The following is a 20,301-nucleotide window of genomic DNA, read 5'->3' on the forward strand; positions in this document are numbered from 1 at the left end:
TAACATACAACACAACTCGTTGATCATGAACCGGATGGTTCACCGATCCGAATTACACCACCCCATGGGGCACTATCGTTCACCCGCCAAACAACGCACAGTCCTGACCGTATTCGACTGGGCTGCAGAGGCACTCGAACACTGGGTCAACTACGGCCTACCCCGTTACGGACAGCCGCTCGCCGACCTGTTCCCCACCGACCGCGGAGGTGTTGTCGCCGGCAGAGACCTGTGGAAGCGGATGCGAAACCTGGTGGACGAGCTCGGCTTCCCGCCGGGCTTGGACCTGCACTCGCTCCGACGCGCGTATGCAACTCATCTACAGACCGAGTACGGATACGACTTGAGCTTCGTGCAAATGCAGCTCGGCCACGAACACGCAGCAACGACCTCCATCTATACGATCGCCTCCCCCGACTACCGGGCACGCCATCTGGAACAAGTGTTGTCGAACACGCTGCGTCGCAGCGTCGGTGAACGAGATGGTGCGAGAGGAAAGGCAGACGATGAAACGTGAAATACAGTATCGCTGGCGTGTGCGTGAACACATGGCACGCGTTGGAATGAAGAACAGTCGTGACCTCGTGGAACCGTTGCGGGACAGAGGAATTACCCTGTCCGAATCACAGATCTACAGGATCGTCGGACAGGAACCCGAACGCATCGCGTTCAGTGTTCTCGTTGCCCTCTGCGACATCTTCGGCATCGAAGCCGGCGACCTCGTGACCTACACCGCGACAGACGCGAACCGTCGACGAGACAAGCGTGCAGTGAACTCGCCAACGGACGTTCCTCTCCTTGACGCATACAGACCAGTCAGGGCGCGAATCACCGACGACGATGCCTGACCGTCCCAGAGGCCGACCGCGTACGGTCGGCGGATCGAAGGTGTGCGATCGCTGCACTATCGCTGTTTCCCGGCACCGAGTCCGATGGCCCACCGAATCACTCTGCGGTGCGTGCTTCACCGCTGCAGTGCGCACCTACGGCCGCTGCGCACTGTGCGGCATCGAACGAATGACACCCGGGCTATCACCCGCCCGGCAGTCGATCTGCCGGGAATGCGCAGGCATCACCACTGCCCTCGACTGCACGAACTGCGGCCGCGAGGCCGAGCGCCTACGTGGTGGACATTGCGCACGATGCGTCGTCACCGCAGACCTCACCGCGGCTCTACGACCGCACGATCCCCCAGACCTCCGACTCAAACGGCTCGTCGCAGAACTGGCGAAGGTGTCACGTCCGGAGAGCATCGTTACCTGGATGCGAGGCAAATCGGCTGCCGAGCTGCTGCAGAAGATCGGTGACCGTGAGCTGATGCTCTCGCACAGTGCCTTCGACGAGCTACCCCCTGGCCGACACGTCGAACACCTTCGAGAAATGCTGGTGGACCTTCACATCCTGCCCGACCGCGGTAATCCTCGACTCGCCCGGTTCCAGACGTGGCTCGAGAACCGGCTCGACACACTCGCAGACCGACCAGATGTTCGCACCGCTCTCGAACAATTTGCCCGATGGCATCACCTTCGCCGCATCCACGGAAACCGAATCCGCAACATGGACAACGCAACTCGAACCGCGAAGCAAGAGATCACCGAAGCCGGGAAGTTCCTGATCTGGCTGAGCGAGAACCATCACGTCACTGTCGACGCACTGACTCAGGCCCACGTCGACGAGTACTTCTCCACTGGGACCACCACCCGAATGGCAGCACGCAACTTTCTCCAATGGCGAGCCAAAACAGGGATCGGCAAGCGCTACCACCTGAAATACCGCGAGGCTCGGCAAACACCACTCGCCTCATCCCACGAACGCTTTACACTGATTCGAACAGTCCTCGAGTCGGAGGCAGTGGTGCTCAACAACCGGATCGCTGCACTGATGCTTCTTCTGTATGCGCTGCCGGTCCGCCGGATCGCCGAAATGCGCACGGAGCAAGTAGAAGTCACACCAACGGGAATCAGCCTCCACCTCGGTGAACATCCTGCGCCAGTGCCCGAACCGCTACTCCCCCTCTTCCATGAATACTTGACCTCACGCGCCAACCAGCGCACCACCAACAATCAATCCCCGTGGCTGTTCCCAGGAACACGGGCCGGGCATCACATCACCGAGCAGACCCTTCTGAATACACTCAGACAGGTCTTCGGCATCAAAATCCTCGCGATTCGCAACGCAGCGCTGCACGACCTGACCAAAGAACTCGACGCCGCAACGCTCGCCGACCTACTCGGATACAGCAACAAGGTGATGAACATTCACGCCGCTCGCTCGGGCGTCCCGATGGGCAGCTATCCGGCGATTGGATCACGCACGACGTGACTACCCGCCCTTTTTGAGGTCATTCAAGACTTCTATCCACGCAGTCGGCCCCGAAGCCTATCCACGGCATTCGCACTACCTCTGAGATTGCGTACGCCCTATGCAGACTTCATACGATGCATTGGCGGGACTCGGCTGCGAGATCGTCGTCGTGCCGTTGTCAGAGCCATTCCTGCAGCAACCTGGGGTCACAGGAGCGGATCGCGCCGTCAACCGGAATTGACAAGCGGCCGATGTCAATTTACATTGACACCATGACCGAAGCCACAACACTCGCCGCAGCCGCCAGCAGCCCTGATCCTGCCGAAGGGCTTCGCGCAGTGCTAGCACTGCGTCGACTGCTCGAGCGTCTCGAAGCAGTCCAAGTTCGCAATGCCCGCAACCAGGGTTGGCCCTGGCAATTGATTGCGGACTCGCTCGAAGTCAGCAGACAGGCCGTGCACAAGAAGCACGGCGGACAAGGGAGGTAGATGATGTTCGAGAAGTTCACCGCAGCAGCTCGACTCACCGTGATCGGTGCGCAGGATGTCGCCCGCGAACTGCAATCGTCGCGTATCGGCGTCGAGCACCTGATGATTGCTGCGCTCGACGGTGCCGACGAGTCGCTAAGGACTCGAATGACCACGCTTGGAGTCACTTCCGAAGCAGTTCGCTCGGTGGTACAGGTCAGCGCTGGGCTGGGGCCCGCAGATGCTCACGCGCTGAAGTCGATTGGAATCGATCTCGATGCCGTTGTCTCGCAGGTCGACGCCGCATTCGGTGCCGGAGCCCTCGATCGCAAGCGCGAACCGGCACGGCGGCATTTACCCTTCGACAAAGCTGCCAAAAAGGCACTCCGGCAGTCGATGAAAGAAGCAGTTGCACTCCGAGACCGCGATATCGGTGTAGCTCACGTTCTGCTCGGGGTTCTTGCGCAGGATGACTCCACGGTGCGCACTCTCCTGCCGGCCGGCGTGACGGTGGCTCGTGCACGCGGCGCGATCTCACCACTGACTACCTAGCGTTTCTCGTCAACGGAGCCCATGAACACCGCGTTTATCAGTCGTATCCCGCCATCGGCACGGACCTGGCATTGTCGACCTTCCCAATTGGGGATTCGTCTGCTGTTCTTGTCGGCGGGGGCCGTATCCGGTCTGCCGTTCGCCGGGACGATCATCCAGCGCGTCGGGGGCAAGACGCGTGATCGCTCCGGGCGTCGTCGTCTCAGCAGTGGGACTGGGTGCGCTCTCCGTCGGGCCGGAATCAGGTTGGTCGGTCTTCGCGGGTGACGCGCTCTATCTGATCGGAATGGGGATGGGTATCTGGGAAGTGAGCATGGATGTCGTGGGCGCTCGCGTGGCACATCTTCTCGGCAATAACGCCATACTTCCTCGACTTCACGCCACGCTCAGTATCGGAACGGTCGTCGGATTGGAGGGTCAGCGAATACCTCGAGATCAGATAAGAGACTTACCCAGTGATCGAACCCACTGCTTTTGCAGCGCAATACCGCTCGCCGTCCAAGCGTCTCCAAGTAGGAACAATGCCAGAGGGCGCTGACACTCTGACCAGTTACCGACTCTTCGCTGCCTGCTCGGCTTCGGCGCCGTGCCTGATGAACTCGTTCCGAATACACAGGATGCGTCGAAGGTACAGCTTTCCTGGGATATCCAGAATCAGAGCGGCGAGTCGTCCTCCGCGAAACTGTACTGACATGACGTCGACCATCTGGGTGTGATCACGTGTTGCGAGAAAGAAGTGTTCGTGACGCATCGAAGAGAAAGGGCCGGTGACTTGTTCGTCCACGAAATATCGAGGACGTTCGTGCTCTGTGATACGGCTGGTCAAGGTGAACCAGAACCCGAGGTGTCTGGAGCGGATCTGGATCTCATCCCCCCGGCGGAGGCTACTGCGATCGGATGTGAACCGAACACTTTCTCCGAACGAACCCTGAGACTCCGCGTGGACCTGGGCATCCGACTCCAGTTCGAAGACTGCTGTTGGGTCCGCGGCGATCGGTGTCGACAGTGTAATGGTGAAGGCCATTCGCACAGCTTTGCAGGCTGCTGTTGTGCCGTGGTGACGGCCGGGTCGTCGAGAACGACCTGGCCGTCACCACCGTGGCATCGGTAGTCCGATGTTCCGGATGGGTCGCTATCGAATTTTGATTCAGCGGGCCTGGCTAGGCGGGGAAATCCACGCTGCGAGACAGTGTTTCGTTCGACCGGATGTCGCTCAGATTTTGTTCCAGCGCGTCGATCACGGCGTCGTATCCGCTGTTGCCCAGGATCAGCCGGTGTGGCGGTGGGTTCTGGGCCATCGCTGCGACCACTGCACGGGCACCGCGATGCGGGTCTCCCGGTTGCACCCCGTTCATGTCGACGAAGTCGGCCCGCACCTGTTCCAGCATCTCGCGGTATTCCGGAATGGCCTCCGCGATGGGCTCGTCGGCGAATCCGGCGTAAGCGTTCGTGCGGAAAGCGCCCGGTTCGACTGCCAACACGGAGATGCCGTGCTCGGCGACTTCCTGGCGCAGCGCGTCGGTGACGGCCTCGATCGCGTATTTCGTGGCGCTGTAGTAGCCGAATCCGACCGCCGCCAGAAGCCCGGCCACCGAGGACACGTTGACGATCCACCCGCTTCCGCGGGTGCGCATACCTGGTAGCACTGCGCGCGTGACGGACAGCACGGCGAAGAAGTTCAGCTCGAACATCGCCCGTATCGAGGACTCGTCCATTCCCTCGATCGATCCGTACCAGCCGCGACCGGCGTTGTTGACCAGCACGTCGATACCGCCGAAATGCTCCTCGGCCGTGTGTACCGCGCGGAGCACCTGCGCCGCGTCGGTGACATCCATGGGCACGATGAGCACGCGGTCACCGTAACGATCGGCCCACGACACCAATTCCTCCGGACGCCGGGCGGTGAGTACCACGCGGTCCCCCGCCTCCAGCGCCACCTCGGCGTACGCCATGCCGAAACCGCCGGGTGTGCCACCGGTGATGAACCATCGCTTGCTCATGGCTCGATCACCAGCCCCTGGATCAGCGCACCGTCGAGCGTGAAGCGGTAGTGCAGGTCGACGACTCCCCCGGGGAAGTTGCCTTCCAGGTGCTGCTCGACGTCGACAGTCGTGCCGGATGTGGTCGCTCCGGTGAACTTGCTCGTGTAGGTGTACTCACTCTCACTGACCGAGGCGATCAGCCAGGCCTCGATCTCGTCTCGGCCCGAGTGGTCGTGGCCCTCATCGGTTACCACGGCATCCGCGGTGAATACGGAGAGCCCGCGAGCGCCTTGCTTGGAGTCGAGTGCGGTAATGAACTTCTTCACGTTGTCCGGGAGTCCATCCCATTGTGTGGTCATGACCCCACGGTGATGCCTCCCCCAAGGGGAGTGTCAACACCAGGTCCACCCGGGTAAAACACTCCTCGCAAATATTCAGACGGATCGTAGAAAACAGCGAGCAGACTCGAGCCGATCGGCGTCGTAGTCCTCCCACTTCGCGGCAGGCACATCCTGATGCCCGACCTCGACGAAACTGCGTTTGGCGAAGAACTCCGCGGCCTCACTGCTGACGGTGACCGCGAACAGGGTCGAGATGCCTTTCGTGCGGCAGACCTCCAACAATCCGTCCATCAACAAGCCGCCTGCTCCCAGTCCGGAGAACTCGGCAACGGTGATCAAGCCGGACACTTCGCCGAATCCGGTTCCGGCGTAACGGTCCACCTCGAGTCCGACGATGCCGGCGAGGTGCCCCGTGCGCAGTACCCGAGCACCGAGCCCACCGACAGCCATCCTGGCAATCTCGATCCGACTGCGCTGCTTGAGAACCCCTTCTCGCACTCCCTGTGCCACCAAAGCCTCTATCGCCGGGAAGTCGTCCACCTGTAGCGAGGCCAAGTGCAGGTAGCGGCCTTGGGTCAGGACGGTCCCTCGGCCGTCGAATGTGAACAGCTCGAATTCGAGATCCTCAGCACGACAGAGGTTTACGCTGTATGCACCACCGGCAAGTGCTGCCTCGGCGGCTGGGGGGAAATCGTCGAGCCCCCGTTCGGCCAGGTGGGCGACCAGGCGCTCGCGGTGCAGGTCGATGTCGGCGAAGCTACGAGGAGGATTACCCCAGCCCCCGCCCGGATCGGTCAGGACCATTTTCGATGCCCGCACGCTCGCAGACACGGTGCCGGCAGTGCGCGCGACAGCGGCCGCCTCCGCCCCGATCACGACGCATTCCGAGTCCGCGATTGCGAGCCACAGACGGGCGACGGACTCGTCGTTCCAGACAGTCGCACCGGTCATGGCCACACCACCGACTGCAGCGGTGACTTCCGGAGCATGGTCGGCCGGAACCACGAATATGAATCGCGTGTCGCCGGTGCCGAACTCACCGACCGTCCGTTCCACTGCTTCCAGAGCCGCGACGCTCACTATGGGAAGGGCGATCACGATCGTGACCCCTCGGAACTCCTCGACGAAGAAGTCGCGCTCGGCAACAGGCACCCCGCTGGACGTCAGCTCGACCGCCACCTCGCGCGGGACCGCTGGCCGCGGCCGCAATTTCCGGGGGTTGGCGCGCAGATCGTAGTTCGTCATGGTGGGTCCAAGTGTGGACTGTCGACTCACACCCCGCAACGTTCGAATCAGTAGGTGTAGTTGATACCTCGGGAGAACGTGAATCCGCCCGTGGGTGCGGTACACCCGATTATGTCGTCGGGCCCGGACCGGCACACCACGTCCTCGACCGACAGCACCTGGCCGAACTCGAGTATTGGGGCGTTCGCATCCACGTAGATGCCCTGTGTCGTGCACATGCTTTCCGAGCCCGCCGCGGTTACGCGAACAGCGACCTTGTCGTTCTCTGCGTTCGAGCATTGCGGTCCGTCGAAAGGATTTCTGCCGTCCACGGCCTGACATCCCACTCGCCCCTCGGGCCCGTCGGCGTCCCAGATGCCGCAGTGAATGTTGCCCGTCGGCGACGTGAAGTTGTATTTGTCACTCCCCGTCCGGAACGTCACGGGATCGACGTTGCCTGCTTCGTCTCCCGACGGCTGCAAGATCGCACCACCACCACCCGGCACCAGGTCCGCTGCTTCCTCCGGCGTTCGCGTCGACGGAGCGACTGCAGATTTCTGTGGGGATTCGGCCTCGAGCCGAGTCGGCGGCTCGGCCACAACCGACGACTCGGTGCTCGTCCCCGCGGGCGACGTCGTCGTCCCAGCGGGCACACGTGTCGTGTCCGGCGCGGCACTGGTGTCCGAATCGCCACTCGCACAACCACCTAGGGCCAATCCGCACACAGTCGCGACCAGAACAACTGACTTCCGAGCAATTGTCACGTTTTCTCTTTTCTCTTTCGAGTCGACATGAAGACGTCACGGCTCTCGCCCGCCGGAAGCCGGTTCGGCGCTGTTCAGCGGGCCGGCACCTCGAAGGTGGGGCTCGGTGTATGCGCGGCACTCGTTCTGAAGGTGACCGTAAGCGGCCCCTCCCCTGTCTCGATGTCCACGTAAGGGTTTGCCACATTGGGGCCCTGGAACCGCCAGCTCGCCACCCGCTGCTCGGCGGTTCCGCTGAGTCCTGTGTCGTGGTTACGCCAATCCGCATAGATGCTCAGATAACACTCGTAGTCGGCTGATCCGGCCCATGCCGGGCTGTACAGGTGGGTGGTGAAATTCGCACGAATCTCGTTGGGCGCGTAGCCGCTCTGGACATTCACATCGACGGTACCGCCGAGACATTGGGGAACCTCGGCGAGCGTGTAAATCCGTTGTTGCGGCGAGAAGTATCTCTCCTGGGCACCGGCTTGCGCGGCGCTGGTACCGATCACGGCTGTGAGCGCGCTGGCGAGGACGAGTGAACGAGTGACGACCGGATGCTTCTTCATGACCCTCCATGGATGTGCGCGGTGTACTTTCAGGATTCAACGTAACACTTGCCTAGACGGAAAGTGTTAGAGTTGCCAACATGGAAAGCAATCAGTCGCCGGACGACGTGCGCGATCTTCTGGATGCGCTCCACGCCGATCGCGTCTCCCTCGCAGATCGTCTCGCTGCACCGTCCTGGTTCTACCCGGTCTTCGCCGCCGTGACCGCTCTGCACGTAGGAACGCCGGTATTGTCGGACAGCAACGTGGGTGCCGCATTCGCCGCTCTCCCGGTAGCGGCAGCCGCGACATTGGCTCTGCTCTACCCCCGGATATCCGGGGTGCGACCGGCGGCAGTAGGCATGGTGGGATGGGGTGTTCTCATCGGGCTCCTGGTGAGCGTGCTCGGCTTGTTGAGCGTGTCCTACGGTGTGGTGGCGTCGCTGTCTGCGTGGTGGGTACTTGTGCCGCAGGCCGTGTGCTTCGTCGTCGTGCTGTTCGGCGGTCGTCTGTTCGACGGCGTGTACCGAACCCATCTGCACGCTGGAGGCGTCCGGCAGCTCACCGGCCGCCGGTCCAGGAGTAACTGATCGTGACCGAAGATCCCGGTTTCGGGCCGAAATTCGATTCCGTCATACATGCTCCAATCCGCCTGCGTGTCTGCGGAATTCTGCGGCGAATCGACGAAATCGACTTCGCGGTCATACGCGACACACTCGAGATCAGCGACGCGTCGCTGTCGAAACATCTCAAAGCGCTCTCCGACGCGGGCTACGTCTCGATGAACAAGACTGCATCGCTGTCACGTTCGGACTCGAGGAGAGTGACGTGGGTGAAGCTGACAGGTGCCGGACGGGAAGCGTTCGATTCCCATATCGCCGAACTCAATGTCATCGCCCACGGCCACCCGGAACCATCGCCGTCGCGACCACCCCTCATGACGTGGAGTCCGACCTTCGGTGCCACACCCGAATTGGGCTGAACTGCATGTCACCGGGCGCAATTTCCACCACCCAGCATCCGAACGAACCGCCGCTGTACCGGCGACGCCGAGCCTGAATCCGATCACCGCCATCGGCGACAACAGACTGCCCGTTGTCCGACCGACACAGCCATCAGCTGGGGTCGGCCGCACAACGACGAATCGACCCCACTCCCCTGCACTCTGCGCTCACGTCCATCAGATGACCGTAATCATCAACGGCGACAACCACTTCGGGGACGACGTCGCACATCCATTCGTCGCTCGCGTTCGTGCCGGACAGCGTTGGTGCCGGACAGCGGATGGTCGTGCGGTGCCCGGGTTGTTCGGATCGCCAGCGATCGGCGTCGAACAGACGTACAAGGCGTGCGGTGAACGGCGCGACGACCTGCCTGGCTAACGAGAAGTCCTGGCCGACAGATTCGAGCAGGTAGAGGTCACGATGGTGGGAAATATGGCGCTCTTCGCCGCTCGACATCCCATCGAGGCACGACAATGGACAGACTGATACCCGGCACGGGCTGTTCGGGCACACTGGCCACGAACGACGAATAACATGGACCCGGAGCCGCACGTATCCCGGGCGACACGGATCGGAGGGCCGATGTTCGATCTCCCGGGCGATCCGGTGAGTCTTCGATCCTTTCTGGAACGCTCCCCTGATTTCGTTGCGCTGTCCGATTTCACGGGGAAGATTCTGTACATCAATCCGGCGGGTTCGGAGCTGATCGGGGTCACGGACGTGGCCGATATCGGCCAACTGTCGGCCTTGGATCTGCTGACTTCCGACGGACTCGATCTCACCAACGACATCGCCGCCGGTCTACTCGCCGAAGGCAAGTGGGAGGGCTACTGCGAGCTGCGCCACCACGTGACCGGTACCGGCATGCCGGTCGTGGTGTCTTCCTACGTGATCAGTCGTGACGACGGTGGCCCCGACGTGGTCGCATCCACCATCAGGCACCGACACACGGTGGAACAACGCAGTGCCAGGATGGCGGCCGACGCGGTGATCGCCGGTCGTCACGCGCTGGAGCAGAAGGCTCTCGCCGATCTGAGCCGATTCGCCGTCATCGCCGAGCTACCCAGGTTGCTCACCGCAGCAACCGACACCGCCGCCACCTTGATCGGCGTGGGCAACTCCGCCATCGCCCATCTCGAGCACCCGAGCGATCCGTACTTGACCATGGACGCGGCCAGCGGTGCACTCGGAGTGCGTCAGAACGTTCCGTCCGGGAACGGTTCGTTGGTGGGATTCGTCCTGACGCTCTCGGAGCCTGTCGTGTGCAACGACAGTCACGCCGAGAAGCGTTTCCGTACCGACACGATGATCTCTCTCGGCCTCCGCAGCGGCGTCGGAGTCCCCATCTTCACCGCCGCCGGAAAAGCATGGGGAGTTCTCTCCATCCACAGCGCCGAGGCCCGCCTCTATCGTGACGAAGAAGTGTCGTTTCTCAGTTCGGTGGCCGGCATCGTATCCGCGGCGATACGACGCATCGACCTCGAACTCCAACTGCGACGACGTAGCACGCACGACGCCCTGACCGGCCTGCCGAACCGCACCCTCGCGTACGAGGTCATAGATTCGGCATTGGACCGCGCCAGACAACAGGCAGGCACCGTAGCACTGCTTCTACTCGACATCGACGACTTCAAGATCATCAACGACAGCCTGGGACACGACGCCGGGGACAAAGCGTTGGTCAAGTTCGTCGAACGGCTCGCCTCGGCCATCAGAGACGCCGACACCATCGCGCGCCTGGGCGGAGACGAATTCTTGATCGTCTGCGAAGGCGTCGACAGCGTTGCTCACGCGGAGGAACTCGCTCGACACATCTCGAGTTCCATCGCCGTTCCCTTCTCCGCCGAAGACGTGCCCATCCCCTTGAGCGCCAGCATCGGTATCGCGGTGTCCGAACCGAATTCGAGTCGGCACGAGCTGATCCACCGCGCTGACTTGGCCATGTACCGCGCAAAGGACAGTGGTACCGGTGGGCATGCAGTGTTCGATCCCACCGATCTCTACGACGCGGATCGCATCAGGTCACTGTCGATCGATCTCCGAGCGGCCCTGCTCGCCGATGAACTCACTCTCGCCTACCAACCGTTGGTGGACATCGCCACACGGAAGATCGTTGCCGTGGAGGCGCTCGCCCGCTGGGATCACCGCGAACTCGGGCCCATCGACCCCAGCGAGTTCGTCGGAGTCGCCGAAAGAACTGGTCTTGCAACTCCTTTGGGCGCGTGGGCGCTGCGTACCGCATGCACGGCCGCGGCGCGGTGGCGAACGTTCTCCGACATCGTGGTCCGCGTCAACGTCAGCGCGCTTCAACTCCGCGATCCCGATTTTCCCACCGAGGTCGCCTCGGTACTGAAAGAGACGGGACTGCCCGCCTTCGCTCTCGGCCTCGAGGTGACCGAAACCGTGTGGGTCGCCGACACCGAACGGGTCGCCGACACCGTCTCCGCACTGCACGCCATGGGGGTGGCTCTCCTACTCGACGACATGGGCAAAGGCCACAGCTCCATGTCGTATCTCGACCGCTACCCCATGTTCGAGTGCTTCAAGATCGACAAGTCGTACATAGCCCGGCTGCCGGCCCCTCGGGCACGTGCGATCGTCTCGGCAATCGTCTCGCTCGCCCGCGCGTTCGACGTCACCGTCGTCGGCGAGGGTGTCGAAACCGAGGAGCAACTCGACGCACTGGCCGCCACCGGCTGCGACTTCGCGCAGGGATACCTCTTGGGTCGGCCGGTCGGTGCCGGAGCAATCGCCGATCTGCTTCTCGGCGATCGATGAACCCCGACCGCGACGGGCAGTTCGCCGGCCGCGCACCTGTGGCCTGATCCTGACTTCGAATCATTTGATGCACAGCCGGTTTCGTCGGCATTGGAGTCTGGGGACGGGATCGAGAGCGACTGTTACTTCTTTTCCCCTTTCAATGTATAGCGCACCCAGGGGCTTGCGGCAAGACCCCGTACAGGGCTCAGAATTGCACGCTGCAGCCACGTAGCAATCGATCGGAGTCCCGTGAAACATGCGTACCCGAGTGTTTTCGACCTACCCGACAATCTCGCGCGCAAGCGTGACTCGGCATTGATCGGCCAAGACGAGCAACACTTTTCAGCTATTCGCTCGAGTATCGAGAAGTCTCGTCTCGACACGTCGGCACGGCTGGAGGCAGCGCAGAAGTCGTCGGGCCGTATGGGCCGAGAAGTGATGGAACGCGACTTCGAGATACACCGCTTGGGCGGCCGTCTCCGTTCACTGCGTCGGTACGGAGTCGATCTGTGCCTGGGTCGCGTCGTGACCACCGACGCGGAGGAGCCGGTATACATCGGACGACTCGGACTGCTGGGAACTGCAGGCGAGCAACTCCTCGTCGACTGGCGCTCCCCCGCAGCCGAACCCTTCTTCGGCGCCACTCACGCCAATCCCATGGGGCTGCGAAGTCGTCGTCGATACAGGTGGACGAACGGCACCATCACCGACTACTGGGACGAGGTGTTCGATCTGACCGAACCGATCACCGAAGCTGCGCTGGACGATCAGTCCGCCTTCATCGCCAGTCTGGGTACGGCACGTTCACCGCGAATGCGTGACGTGCTGAGCACCGTTCAGGCAGATCAAGACGCGATCATTCGAGCGGACGCCCGCGGCGCGCTGGTCGTCGACGGTGGTCCTGGAACCGGGAAAACCGTGGTCGCACTGCATCGCACCGCGTATCTGCTGTATGCGGAGACGCGTCTCGGACACAGCCGCGGCGGCGTGCTGTTCATCGGCCCACACGAGCCGTACCTCGCCTACGTTTCCGACGTCCTACCGAGTCTGGGCGAGGACGGTGTGCAGACCTGTACTCTTCGAGATCTCGTCGCCGAAGGAACGAACGCGATCGACGAGACGAATCCTTCTGTGGCGCAATTGAAGGCGACCGAGAGCATGAGCGTGGCGATCGACGCGGCCGTTGCGTTCTACGAGCAGCCACCGACTCGGACCATGATCGTGGAGACCGAATGGGCCGATCTGACATTGACTGCGGCCGATTGGGCCGAGGCCTTCGAGGCACCCGACCCCGGCACTCCACACAACGAGGCTCGTGAACAAGTTTGGGAATTGCTGCTGACGATTCTGATGGACCGCTACGACGGCGACGAGGCCCCGACCGACATACGAAAGTCACTGCAGAACAACGAGTCTCTACGCGCGGAGCTGGAAAGATCCTGGACGATCATCGATGCTCCCGACCTCGTCGCAGACCTGTGGAGCGTGTCGGCGTACCTTCGCTCGTGCGCACCCTGGCTCGCCCCCGAGGACGTCCACGCACTACAACGACCCGATCCGACGCGATGGACGGTGGCCGATCTCCCGCTGCTCGACGCCGCACGAATGCGGCTGGGAGATCCTGAACATGCACGGCGCACTCGGCGTCGGGATCTGGCAGCTGTACACGAACGCGCGCGAATGGACCGCGTCGTCGATGAACTCATGGCCGCCGACGACGACGAGATGATGGCTGCGCAGTTGCGGCAGGATGGGATTCGCGATGCGCTCGTCGATTCGGCGGGCTTCGAGGAGATCCCGTCGGACCCCTTCGCGGGGCCGTTCGCACACATCGTCGTCGACGAGGCGCAAGAATTGACCGACGCGCAATGGCACATGGTCCTGCGCCGGTGCCCGTCGGGCAGCATCACCATCGTCGGAGACCGCGCGCAAGCGCGTCTGGGATTCGCCGAGTCCTGGCGCGAACGACTTGGACGGGTCGGTCTCGACAGGGTCAGGATCGCAACCCTCGGTGTCAATTACCGCACCCCGCAGGAAGTCATGGCCGAAGCCGAGCCGGTGATCCGTGCAGCGCTGCCGGACGCGAACGTCCCGGTCTCCATCCGCAGTACCGGAGTGCCCGTCGAGTACGGAGACGCGGCACAGCTGGCGTCGATCCTCGATCGCTGGCTGCAATCGAACATCGACGGAATCGCCTGCGTCATCGGCGATCCCACGTTTGTCCCGTCGGAGCGCATCCGCTCGCTGACACCGCAGTCGTCGAAGGGCCTCGAATTCGATCTGGTCGTGCTCATCGACCCGGATTCGTTCGGATCAGGAATCGCCGGTGCCGTCGACAGGTACTTGGCCATGACGCGAGCGACCGGCCAGCTGGTCGTTCTGACCGCTCAGCGCGAGGCCGCACCGAGGACGCCCAGCACGGCATGAATCGCCGGGCTGGCATCGGCGCTGCGCCGCCACGCGGCCTGCACCTCACGAGCGGGAGCGCGCTCGAGCGGAACCGCGACGAGACCGGCACCGAGCACCGGACGCGCGAGGCGAGGCACGAGAGCGAGCACGTCGTCCGCTTCGACCAGCGCGAGTTGCGTGGAGAAATCGTCGACGAGATGGCGAACATCGATCTCGGCGGATGACTCGGCGAACAGCCGCCGAAACCACTGGTGACAGACCGTCCCGGCCGGGCTCGTCACCCACGGGTACCGAGCGAGTTCGGCATGGGTCAACGCGGTCTCGCGTCGGGCGAGAGGGTGGGTTCGCTTCATGATCACGTCGCCGAAGTCCAGGTGAATCGGTTGGCGAACGACCGAGGGAGGAGCGGGTGCCGATACCCCGTCTGCATCGTGCACCAGCGCCAAATCTGCGGTCCCGGCATGGACGCTGTGCAGTGCACGATCCGGATCCTCCTCGCTGATGTGCACCGTCAGATCGGGATACCGTCGATCCAGCACGATCAGCGCGGGAGCCACCAATCCACGCACCGCGGTCGAGAAGCCGACCAACCGAACGACCCCACGAGCGACGCCCCCGTCGGCGGATCGAGCGGCCTCGACGCAACGTTCCAGAGCGTCGAACACCTCCCCCGCTGACTCGACCACCGCCCGACCTGCGGGGGTGAGCACCACACCTCTGCCGGCCGGCGCCAGTACCGGGGTGCCGATCTGCCGTTCGAGTCGTTTGATCTGCTGGGAGATCGCCGAGGAGGTGTATCCGAGCTCGTCGGCGGCCCGCGCAAGAGTGCCGAGTGCAGCCACAGCGCGCAGTGCGTGCAGGGCGCTGGTATCGATCATGAAGGAACAGTACGCAGTAATGCCGAAAATGCATCGCTGGACCTCAGGTATCGGGCGGTTCACACTCGGACCATGAACACCAATCGGTCGCCGGCCTCGACGATCTTCGGTACGAACCTCGTCGCCATGGCGACCCCTATGCACCCCGATGGTTCACTCGACCGAGCCGGCGTCGATGCCCTTCTCACGCACCTGTCGGCCAGGCGATGCGATGGCGTCGTGATCGCCGGAACAACCGGTGAAGCACCGACCTTGACGGGCCACGAGATCTCGCAGCTGATCGCTCGCGCCTGCAGGCATCGCGATCACGCTCTTCGCGTGATCGCTGGAATAGGCACCAACGACACCTCCACGGGGATGGAGATGGCTCGGTCCGCAGCGGCAGCCGGTGCCGACGCCCTGCTGATCACCGCTCCCTACTATTCGCGCCCCACCCAGGCCGGCATTGCGGAACACATCGTCGCCATCGCCGAGGCAGGTGGGCTACCGGTCATGGTGTATGACGTCCCGGCGCGCACAGGTGTGGCGATCGAGGCGTCGACGCTCGTCGAGCTCTCTCACCACTCCCTCATCGCTGCCGTCAAGGACGCCAAGGGTGATCTGTACGAGGCCATGACCGTCATGTCCTCGACGGATCTCGCCTACTACTGCGGAATCGACGAACTCGCACTGCCCTACCTCGCCTCCGGTGCAACAGGATTGGTCAGCGTCACCGGAAACGTCGTGGCAGACCGCTACGCCGAGCTGATCGCGGCAATCCGCGTCGGCGACCTGGACCGAGCGAACGCAGTACAGCGATCGCTCCTGCCGTTGACCGACGCCGTCATGCGCACGACGCAGGGGGCCATCATGGCCAAGGCCGCGCTCGCCAGGATCGGCGTCATCTCCGACGCGACCGTGCGACGCCCACTTCTCGCATCCTCGGCGGCCGACCTGAGCCGACTCGACGCGGCCCTGTCGGCCACCGGATTCGATCAGGAATCGAGAAGCGAGCACGTTTCGGTACGACTAGCGTGACTGCTCATGGCGACGAAGAAGGTCTCGGAGGGCTCGGCACGGCATGCTGCCGACAGTCACGATTCGATTCGTGTTCAGGGGGCGCGGCAGAACAATCTCCAGGACATCGATGTGGAGCTACCCAAGCGGCGACTGACCGTGTTCACCGGGGTCTCCGGGTCAGGAAAGAGCTCGCTGGTCTTCAGTACGATTGCGGCCGAATCACAACGCATGATCAACGAGACCTACAGTGCCTTCGTACAAGGATTCATGCCCACGCTCGGCCGCCCGGATGTCGACGTCATGGACGGACTCACAACGGCCATCATTGTCGATCAACAGCGCATGGGCACCAATCCTCACTCCACCGTCGGCACCGCAACCGATGCCAACGCCATGCTGCGGATTCTGTTCAGCCGAATCGGAAAGCCGTACATCGGCTCCGCACAAGCCTTTTCGTTCAACGTCGCGTCGGTGTCCGGTGCAGGTGCGTACAAGGTGGACAAGGGCGGCAGGCAGACCACAGAGAAGAAGTCCTTCACCGTGACCGGTGGCATGTGCCCACGCTGTGAGGGCAGAGGCTCCGTCAGCGACTTCGATCTCACTGCTCTCTACGACGCGAGCAAGTCGCTCAACGAGAGCGCGATCACGATCCCCGGCTACAGCATGGAGGGCTGGTACGGCCGAATATTCCGCGGCTGCGGGTATTTCGACCCAGACAAGCCCATCGCGAAGTACACCAAGAAGGAACTCGACGACCTGCTCTATCGCGAACCGACGAAGATCAAGGTCGACGGCATCAATCTGACCTACTCGGGGCTCGTGCCGCAGATTCAGAAGTCGTTCCTGTCCAAGGACGTCGACGCCATGCAGCCCCACATCCGCGCCTTCGTCGAACGTGCGATCACCTTCACCACCTGCCCGGACTGCCTCGGAACCAGGCTCAACGAAGGTGCTCGGTCGTCGAAGATCAAGGGCGTCAACATCGCCGACGCATGTTCGATGCAGATCAGCGACCTGGCGAAGTGGGTGAGCGGCCTGAAGGAACCGTCGGTGGCACCACTGCTGACCACACTCGGCGAGACTCTCGACTCGTTCGTCGAGATCGGGCTCGGCTACCTGAGCCTGGATCGTCCGTCGGGAACGTTGTCCGGTGGAGAGGCTCAGCGCACCAAGATGATTCGCCACCTCGGATCCTCGTTGACCGACGTGACGTACGTGTTCGACGAGCCGACCACCGGTCTGCATCCCCACGACATCGAGCGGATGAACAACCTGCTGCTTCAGTTGCGCGACAAGGGAAACACCGTACTCGTGGTCGAGCACAAGCCCGAGACGATCTCCATCGCAGACCACGTCGTCGATCTGGGCCCCGGTGCGGGAAGCGCGGGCGGGCACGTCTGTTTCGAGGGCACCGTCGACGGATTGCGGCAGAGCGACACCGTCACCGGTCGGCATTTCGACGATCGGGCATCACTGAAGGAATCGGTGCGCGAGTTCTCCGAAGTACTCGAAATCCGCGGCGCGGACTCCCACAATCTGCGCGACGTGGACGTCGACGTTCCACTCGGAGTACTGGTCGTCGTCACCGGCGTCGCAGGCTCGGGCAAGAGTTCGCTCATTCACGGATCGCTCTCGGGGACAGACGATGTGGTGTCGGTCGATCAGGGGGCGATCCGTGGCTCGCGTCGAAGCAACCCCGCGACGTACACCGGGTTGCTCGAACCGATCCGCAAGGCGTTCGCCAAGGAGAACGCCGTCAAACCCGCGTTGTTCAGCTCGAACTCCGAAGGCGCGTGCCCGACGTGCAACGGCGCTGGTGTCCTCTACAGCGACCTCGCGATGATGGCCGGGGTGGCCACGACGTGCGAGGAGTGCGAGGGCAAGCGATTCCAGGCATCGGTACTCGAGTACCACTACGGCGGGCGCAACATCGACGAGGTGTTGTCGATGTCGGTCGCAGAGGCCGAGGAGTTCTTCTCCGACGGGCCGGCGAAACTGCTCCCGGCACACAGGATTCTGCAACGCTTGAACGACGTCGGATTGGGCTACCTGAAGATCGGCCAGCCGTTGACCACGCTGTCGGGTGGAGAACGCCAACGCCTCAAGCTGGCGACGCACATGGCCGACAAAGGCGGGATCTACGTTCTCGACGAACCCACCACCGGGCTGCACCTCGCCGATGTCGACAAGCTCCTCGGGCTGTTGGACCGGCTGGTCGACTCCGGCAAGTCCGTGATCGTCATCGAGCATCATCAGGCCGTCATGGCCCACGCCGATTGGATCATCGATCTCGGTCCCGGTGCCGGACACGACGGCGGACTGGTCGTGTTCGAGGGCACGCCGTCCGATCTGGTGGCGGACGGTTCGACCCTGACGGGCAAGCACTTGGCCGCGTACGTGGGGAGCTGACGTGCAACCGATTCCCGGCCGGACCGCCGAGGCCGTCGTCACCGAGAAGGTCACCTTCGACTGACCGATATCCTGGACCCTCCATGGTGACCTTGCTGCTTGCGCTTGTCGGATTTGCACTACTCGATTCACTCGACGTGCTGCTGATCGGCGTGACCGCTGCCATCGCTGTGCATTCGAGAACCACCCGCCGGTCTCCTTTCCGAGCCGGGCTGGCGTTCGTCGGCGGAGTGTTCACGGCCACGACCACGTTCGGCATCCTCACCGTTCTCGGCATCGACTTCTTCACCGATCTGTTCGACATCACCATCACTGCCACGCTCCGGTATCGCACGGAACTGGTTGTGGGGCTGGTGCTGATCGGTCTCGGTGCACTGCGCACCACCGAACGTCGCCCGCCGGCGTGGGCAGCCCGAGCCGGCTCGAGCATTCCCGTCGTTGCCCTGACCGGACTGACGATCGGTCTGGTGCAGGGCCCGACGGCAGTGCCGTATCTCGCCGGGTTGACGATGCTCTCGACCTACGATCCCCGTCCGCCGTGGTGGCCGGCCATCGTCGTCGTGTACTGCCTGATCGGGCTGCTACCGCCCATCCTCGTTCTGATACTGGCTTCGAGAAAGAGTCGACGTTCCAGGCGGGCGTTCACCGCGACCGTGCGGGCTCTGACGCGGTACGGCCCGCCGACGGTGCGCGTCATCTTCGTCGTACTCGGTGTCGCACTCGTCGCCGACGCGCTCGTTCATGCCCGAGACCTCCTGTAGGTCGTCGCCGTAAGCTTCTGCGCATGGCACTCGATCATGGCGATCCCGGTGACGCCCCGTCCGTTCCCCCTCCCCTGGCCCCCGTCGTCGAGGACCGCCGGCCGTCCGCGGCCGAGGAAGCACGCACGATCGCTGCGTCCACCAACACCGCAACTCTTGCGAGCCTGACCGCGGACGGCGATCCCTGGGCTTCGTTCGTCACGTACGGATTGCTCGACGGCGCTCCCGTTCTGTGTGTCTCGCGAATGGCCGAACATGGACGCAACCTCACCGGCGATCAACGGATGAGCCTGTCGATCGTGGCACCGCAATCGCAGACCGATCCGCTGGCGTCGGGCCGAATCACGCTGGCAGGTGTGGTCGAGCGGCCGGAGGGCGACGAGCTGGCCGCAGCACGCGCGGCGCACCTCGACGGCGTACCGGCGGCGAAGTACTACCTCGACTACAGCGACTTCACGCTCTGGGTCATGCGCGTGCATCGGGTCCGGTGGGTCGGCGGATACGGCCGGATGGATTCGGCAACTGCCGAAGCGTATTCCCAGGCCGCGCCCGATCCGGTGTCGCCGACCTCCGCGTACGCGGTCGAGCACCTCAACGCCGACCACTCGACGTCGCTGACTGCGATGGCCCGCGAACTGGGCGGCTTTCCCGATGCGACGTCCGCGGAGTGCACGGCAGCGGACCGCTACGGACTGGATCTGAAGGTGCACACGCCGCGCGGAATCGCGTACACCAGGGTCGGTTATGCGACTCCGATCGGCTCGGCTGCCGAACTGCGAGCCGCGACCGTGGAACTGGCGAAGCGCGCAGCAGCCGGCCGATAGGTGCGCGCTGCCACCACAGACACGACGACCTTGTCGAGACGTCGCGATCGATGGCGACTACCGTTGACCTCACACCGCAATCGTTAGGGAGCAGGT

The 20,301-nt window shown here is 63.1% G+C and carries 21 protein-coding genes; 13 read left to right on the top strand and 8 right to left on the bottom strand.

The features are described from left to right. Together R3P93_RS20755 and R3P93_RS20760 are read left to right on the top strand one after the other, a co-directional pair. Positions 1-517: tyrosine-type recombinase/integrase (locus R3P93_RS20755; RefSeq protein ID WP_317533951.1), on the top strand; the 517-nt coding region annotated here is incomplete at its 5' end. Positions 518-548: 31 nt separating this feature from the next. After that, the gene (locus R3P93_RS20760) at positions 549-848 is read left to right on the top strand and encodes a helix-turn-helix domain-containing protein (protein WP_374222424.1); all 300 of its coding nucleotides are present in this window, start codon (positions 549-551) and stop codon (positions 846-848) included. Between the two features lie 496 nt (positions 849-1,344). Here R3P93_RS20760 and R3P93_RS20765 read toward each other — a convergent pair whose 3' ends face one another. Next, entirely contained in the window at positions 1,345-1,539 is a 195-nt protein-coding gene (locus tag R3P93_RS20765; RefSeq protein ID WP_156516283.1) for a hypothetical protein, read from the bottom strand. Between the two features lie 18 nt (positions 1,540-1,557). Between R3P93_RS20765 and R3P93_RS20770 the strand changes: the two genes are divergently transcribed. From R3P93_RS20770 to R3P93_RS20780, 3 genes are all read left to right on the top strand, one after another. Continuing rightward, a complete protein-coding gene (locus R3P93_RS20770; protein WP_156516282.1) occupies positions 1,558-2,322 on the top strand; it encodes a hypothetical protein in 765 nt (254 codons plus the stop codon). Between the two features lie 254 nt (positions 2,323-2,576). Beyond that, positions 2,577-2,792: a hypothetical protein gene (locus R3P93_RS20775; RefSeq protein WP_068051821.1), complete on the top strand. Its 216-nt coding sequence runs from the start codon at positions 2,577-2,579 to the stop codon at positions 2,790-2,792. Then, positions 2,793-3,323, top strand: coding sequence for a Clp protease N-terminal domain-containing protein (locus tag R3P93_RS20780; protein WP_317533952.1), 531 nt, complete (start codon positions 2,793-2,795; stop codon positions 3,321-3,323). 1,160 nt (positions 3,324-4,483) lie between these two features. Here the strand turns inward: R3P93_RS20780 and R3P93_RS20785 are convergent. The 5 genes from R3P93_RS20785 to R3P93_RS20805 form a co-directional block, all read right to left on the bottom strand. Continuing rightward, entirely contained in the window at positions 4,484-5,323 is an 840-nt protein-coding gene (locus R3P93_RS20785; protein ID WP_317533953.1) for an SDR family NAD(P)-dependent oxidoreductase, read from the bottom strand. Next, positions 5,320-5,664, bottom strand: coding sequence for a nuclear transport factor 2 family protein (locus R3P93_RS20790; protein WP_317533954.1), 345 nt, complete (start codon positions 5,662-5,664; stop codon positions 5,320-5,322). Before R3P93_RS20790 ends, R3P93_RS20785 begins: the two co-directional genes overlap by 4 nt. Before the next feature lie 75 nt (positions 5,665-5,739). Continuing rightward, entirely contained in the window at positions 5,740-6,891 is a 1,152-nt protein-coding gene (locus R3P93_RS20795) for a GNAT family N-acetyltransferase (RefSeq protein WP_317533955.1), read from the bottom strand. 47 nt (positions 6,892-6,938) lie between these two features. Continuing rightward, positions 6,939-7,523 carry a hypothetical protein gene (locus tag R3P93_RS20800; protein WP_317533956.1) on the bottom strand — a complete coding sequence of 195 codons (585 nt, stop codon included), beginning with the start codon at positions 7,521-7,523 and terminating at the stop codon, positions 6,939-6,941. Between the two features lie 185 nt (positions 7,524-7,708). Continuing rightward, positions 7,709-8,182 carry a hypothetical protein gene (locus R3P93_RS20805; protein WP_068047269.1) on the bottom strand — a complete coding sequence of 158 codons (474 nt, stop codon included), beginning with the start codon at positions 8,180-8,182 and terminating at the stop codon, positions 7,709-7,711. Between the two features lie 80 nt (positions 8,183-8,262). On the opposite strand from R3P93_RS20805, the gene R3P93_RS20810 reads away from it, so the two are divergent. Continuing rightward, positions 8,263-8,751, top strand: coding sequence for a hypothetical protein (locus R3P93_RS20810; RefSeq protein ID WP_317533957.1), 489 nt, complete (start codon positions 8,263-8,265; stop codon positions 8,749-8,751). 2 nt (positions 8,752-8,753) lie between these two features. Further along, complete coding sequence (locus tag R3P93_RS20815; protein WP_317533958.1) at positions 8,754-9,143, top strand: transcriptional regulator; 390 nt, start codon at positions 8,754-8,756, stop codon at positions 9,141-9,143. A gap of 133 nt (positions 9,144-9,276) precedes the next feature. Here the strand turns inward: R3P93_RS20815 and R3P93_RS20820 are convergent, their stop codons facing one another. Beyond that, the gene (locus tag R3P93_RS20820; protein ID WP_317533959.1) at positions 9,277-9,621 is read right to left on the bottom strand and encodes a hypothetical protein; all 345 of its coding nucleotides are present in this window, start codon (positions 9,619-9,621) and stop codon (positions 9,277-9,279) included. Positions 9,622-9,747: 126 nt separating this feature from the next. Between R3P93_RS20820 and R3P93_RS20825 the strand changes: the two genes are divergently transcribed. Both R3P93_RS20825 and helR read left to right on the top strand, forming a co-directional pair. Continuing rightward, complete coding sequence (locus R3P93_RS20825; RefSeq protein WP_317533960.1) at positions 9,748-11,943, top strand: sensor domain-containing protein; 2,196 nt, start codon at positions 9,748-9,750, stop codon at positions 11,941-11,943. Between the two features lie 231 nt (positions 11,944-12,174). Continuing rightward, entirely contained in the window at positions 12,175-14,352 is a 2,178-nt protein-coding gene (gene helR / locus R3P93_RS20830) for an RNA polymerase recycling motor ATPase HelR (protein ID WP_317533961.1), read from the top strand. Here helR and R3P93_RS20835 read toward each other — a convergent pair. Then, the gene (locus R3P93_RS20835) at positions 14,313-15,212 is read right to left on the bottom strand and encodes a LysR family transcriptional regulator (RefSeq protein WP_317533962.1); all 900 of its coding nucleotides are present in this window, start codon (positions 15,210-15,212) and stop codon (positions 14,313-14,315) included. The two genes, helR and R3P93_RS20835, sit on opposite strands and share 40 nt — an antisense overlap. 72 nt (positions 15,213-15,284) lie before the next feature. Between R3P93_RS20835 and dapA the strand changes: the two genes are divergently transcribed. The 4 genes from dapA (at position 15,285) to R3P93_RS20855 (ending at position 20,205) form a co-directional block, all read left to right on the top strand. Beyond that, positions 15,285-16,229: a 4-hydroxy-tetrahydrodipicolinate synthase gene (dapA, locus tag R3P93_RS20840; RefSeq protein ID WP_317533963.1), complete on the top strand. Its 945-nt coding sequence runs from the start codon at positions 15,285-15,287 to the stop codon at positions 16,227-16,229. Positions 16,230-16,235: 6 nt separating this feature from the next. Beyond that, positions 16,236-18,620: an excinuclease ABC subunit UvrA gene (locus R3P93_RS20845; protein ID WP_317533964.1), complete on the top strand. Its 2,385-nt coding sequence runs from the start codon at positions 16,236-16,238 to the stop codon at positions 18,618-18,620. Between the two features lie 83 nt (positions 18,621-18,703). Further along, positions 18,704-19,381 (top strand): GAP family protein, encoded by a 678-nt coding sequence (locus R3P93_RS20850; RefSeq protein WP_094641753.1) that lies wholly within the window; start codon positions 18,704-18,706, stop codon positions 19,379-19,381. A gap of 23 nt (positions 19,382-19,404) precedes the next feature. Beyond that, the gene (locus tag R3P93_RS20855; RefSeq protein WP_269594079.1) at positions 19,405-20,205 is read left to right on the top strand and encodes a HugZ family pyridoxamine 5'-phosphate oxidase; all 801 of its coding nucleotides are present in this window, start codon (positions 19,405-19,407) and stop codon (positions 20,203-20,205) included. The last annotated feature ends 96 nt before the right edge of the window (positions 20,206-20,301 follow it).

This window comes from Rhodococcus cerastii, from assembly GCF_033042195.1.
GTDB lineage: Bacteria > Actinomycetota > Actinomycetes > Mycobacteriales > Mycobacteriaceae > Rhodococcoides.

Bases quoted from the DNA above. Each gene is read 5' to 3' on its own strand.
- R3P93_RS20760 (WP_374222424.1), top strand. From the start codon at position 549: ATGGCACGCGTTGGAATGAAGAACAGTCGTGACCTCGTGGAACCGTTG.
- R3P93_RS20770 (WP_156516282.1), top strand. From the start codon at position 1,558: ATGGACAACGCAACTCGAACCGCGAAGCAAGAGATCACCGAAGCCGGG.
- R3P93_RS20775 (WP_068051821.1), top strand. From the start codon at position 2,577: ATGACCGAAGCCACAACACTCGCCGCAGCCGCCAGCAGCCCTGATCCT.
- R3P93_RS20780 (WP_317533952.1), top strand. From the start codon at position 2,793: ATGATGTTCGAGAAGTTCACCGCAGCAGCTCGACTCACCGTGATCGGT.
- R3P93_RS20785 (WP_317533953.1), bottom strand. From the start codon at position 5,323: ATGAGCAAGCGATGGTTCATCACCGGTGGCACACCCGGCGGTTTCGGC.
- R3P93_RS20790 (WP_317533954.1), bottom strand. From the start codon at position 5,664: ATGACCACACAATGGGATGGACTCCCGGACAACGTGAAGAAGTTCATT.
- R3P93_RS20795 (WP_317533955.1), bottom strand. From the start codon at position 6,891: ATGACGAACTACGATCTGCGCGCCAACCCCCGGAAATTGCGGCCGCGG.
- R3P93_RS20805 (WP_068047269.1), bottom strand. From the start codon at position 8,182: ATGAAGAAGCATCCGGTCGTCACTCGTTCACTCGTCCTCGCCAGCGCG.
- R3P93_RS20810 (WP_317533957.1), top strand. From the start codon at position 8,263: ATGGAAAGCAATCAGTCGCCGGACGACGTGCGCGATCTTCTGGATGCG.
- R3P93_RS20820 (WP_317533959.1), bottom strand. From the start codon at position 9,621: ATGTCGAGCGGCGAAGAGCGCCATATTTCCCACCATCGTGACCTCTAC.
- R3P93_RS20825 (WP_317533960.1), top strand. From the start codon at position 9,748: ATGTTCGATCTCCCGGGCGATCCGGTGAGTCTTCGATCCTTTCTGGAA.
- R3P93_RS20835 (WP_317533962.1), bottom strand. From the start codon at position 15,212: ATGATCGATACCAGCGCCCTGCACGCACTGCGCGCTGTGGCTGCACTC.
- dapA (WP_317533963.1), top strand. From the start codon at position 15,285: ATGAACACCAATCGGTCGCCGGCCTCGACGATCTTCGGTACGAACCTC.
- R3P93_RS20845 (WP_317533964.1), top strand. From the start codon at position 16,236: ATGGCGACGAAGAAGGTCTCGGAGGGCTCGGCACGGCATGCTGCCGAC.
- R3P93_RS20850 (WP_094641753.1), top strand. From the start codon at position 18,704: ATGGTGACCTTGCTGCTTGCGCTTGTCGGATTTGCACTACTCGATTCA.
- R3P93_RS20855 (WP_269594079.1), top strand. From the start codon at position 19,405: ATGGCACTCGATCATGGCGATCCCGGTGACGCCCCGTCCGTTCCCCCT.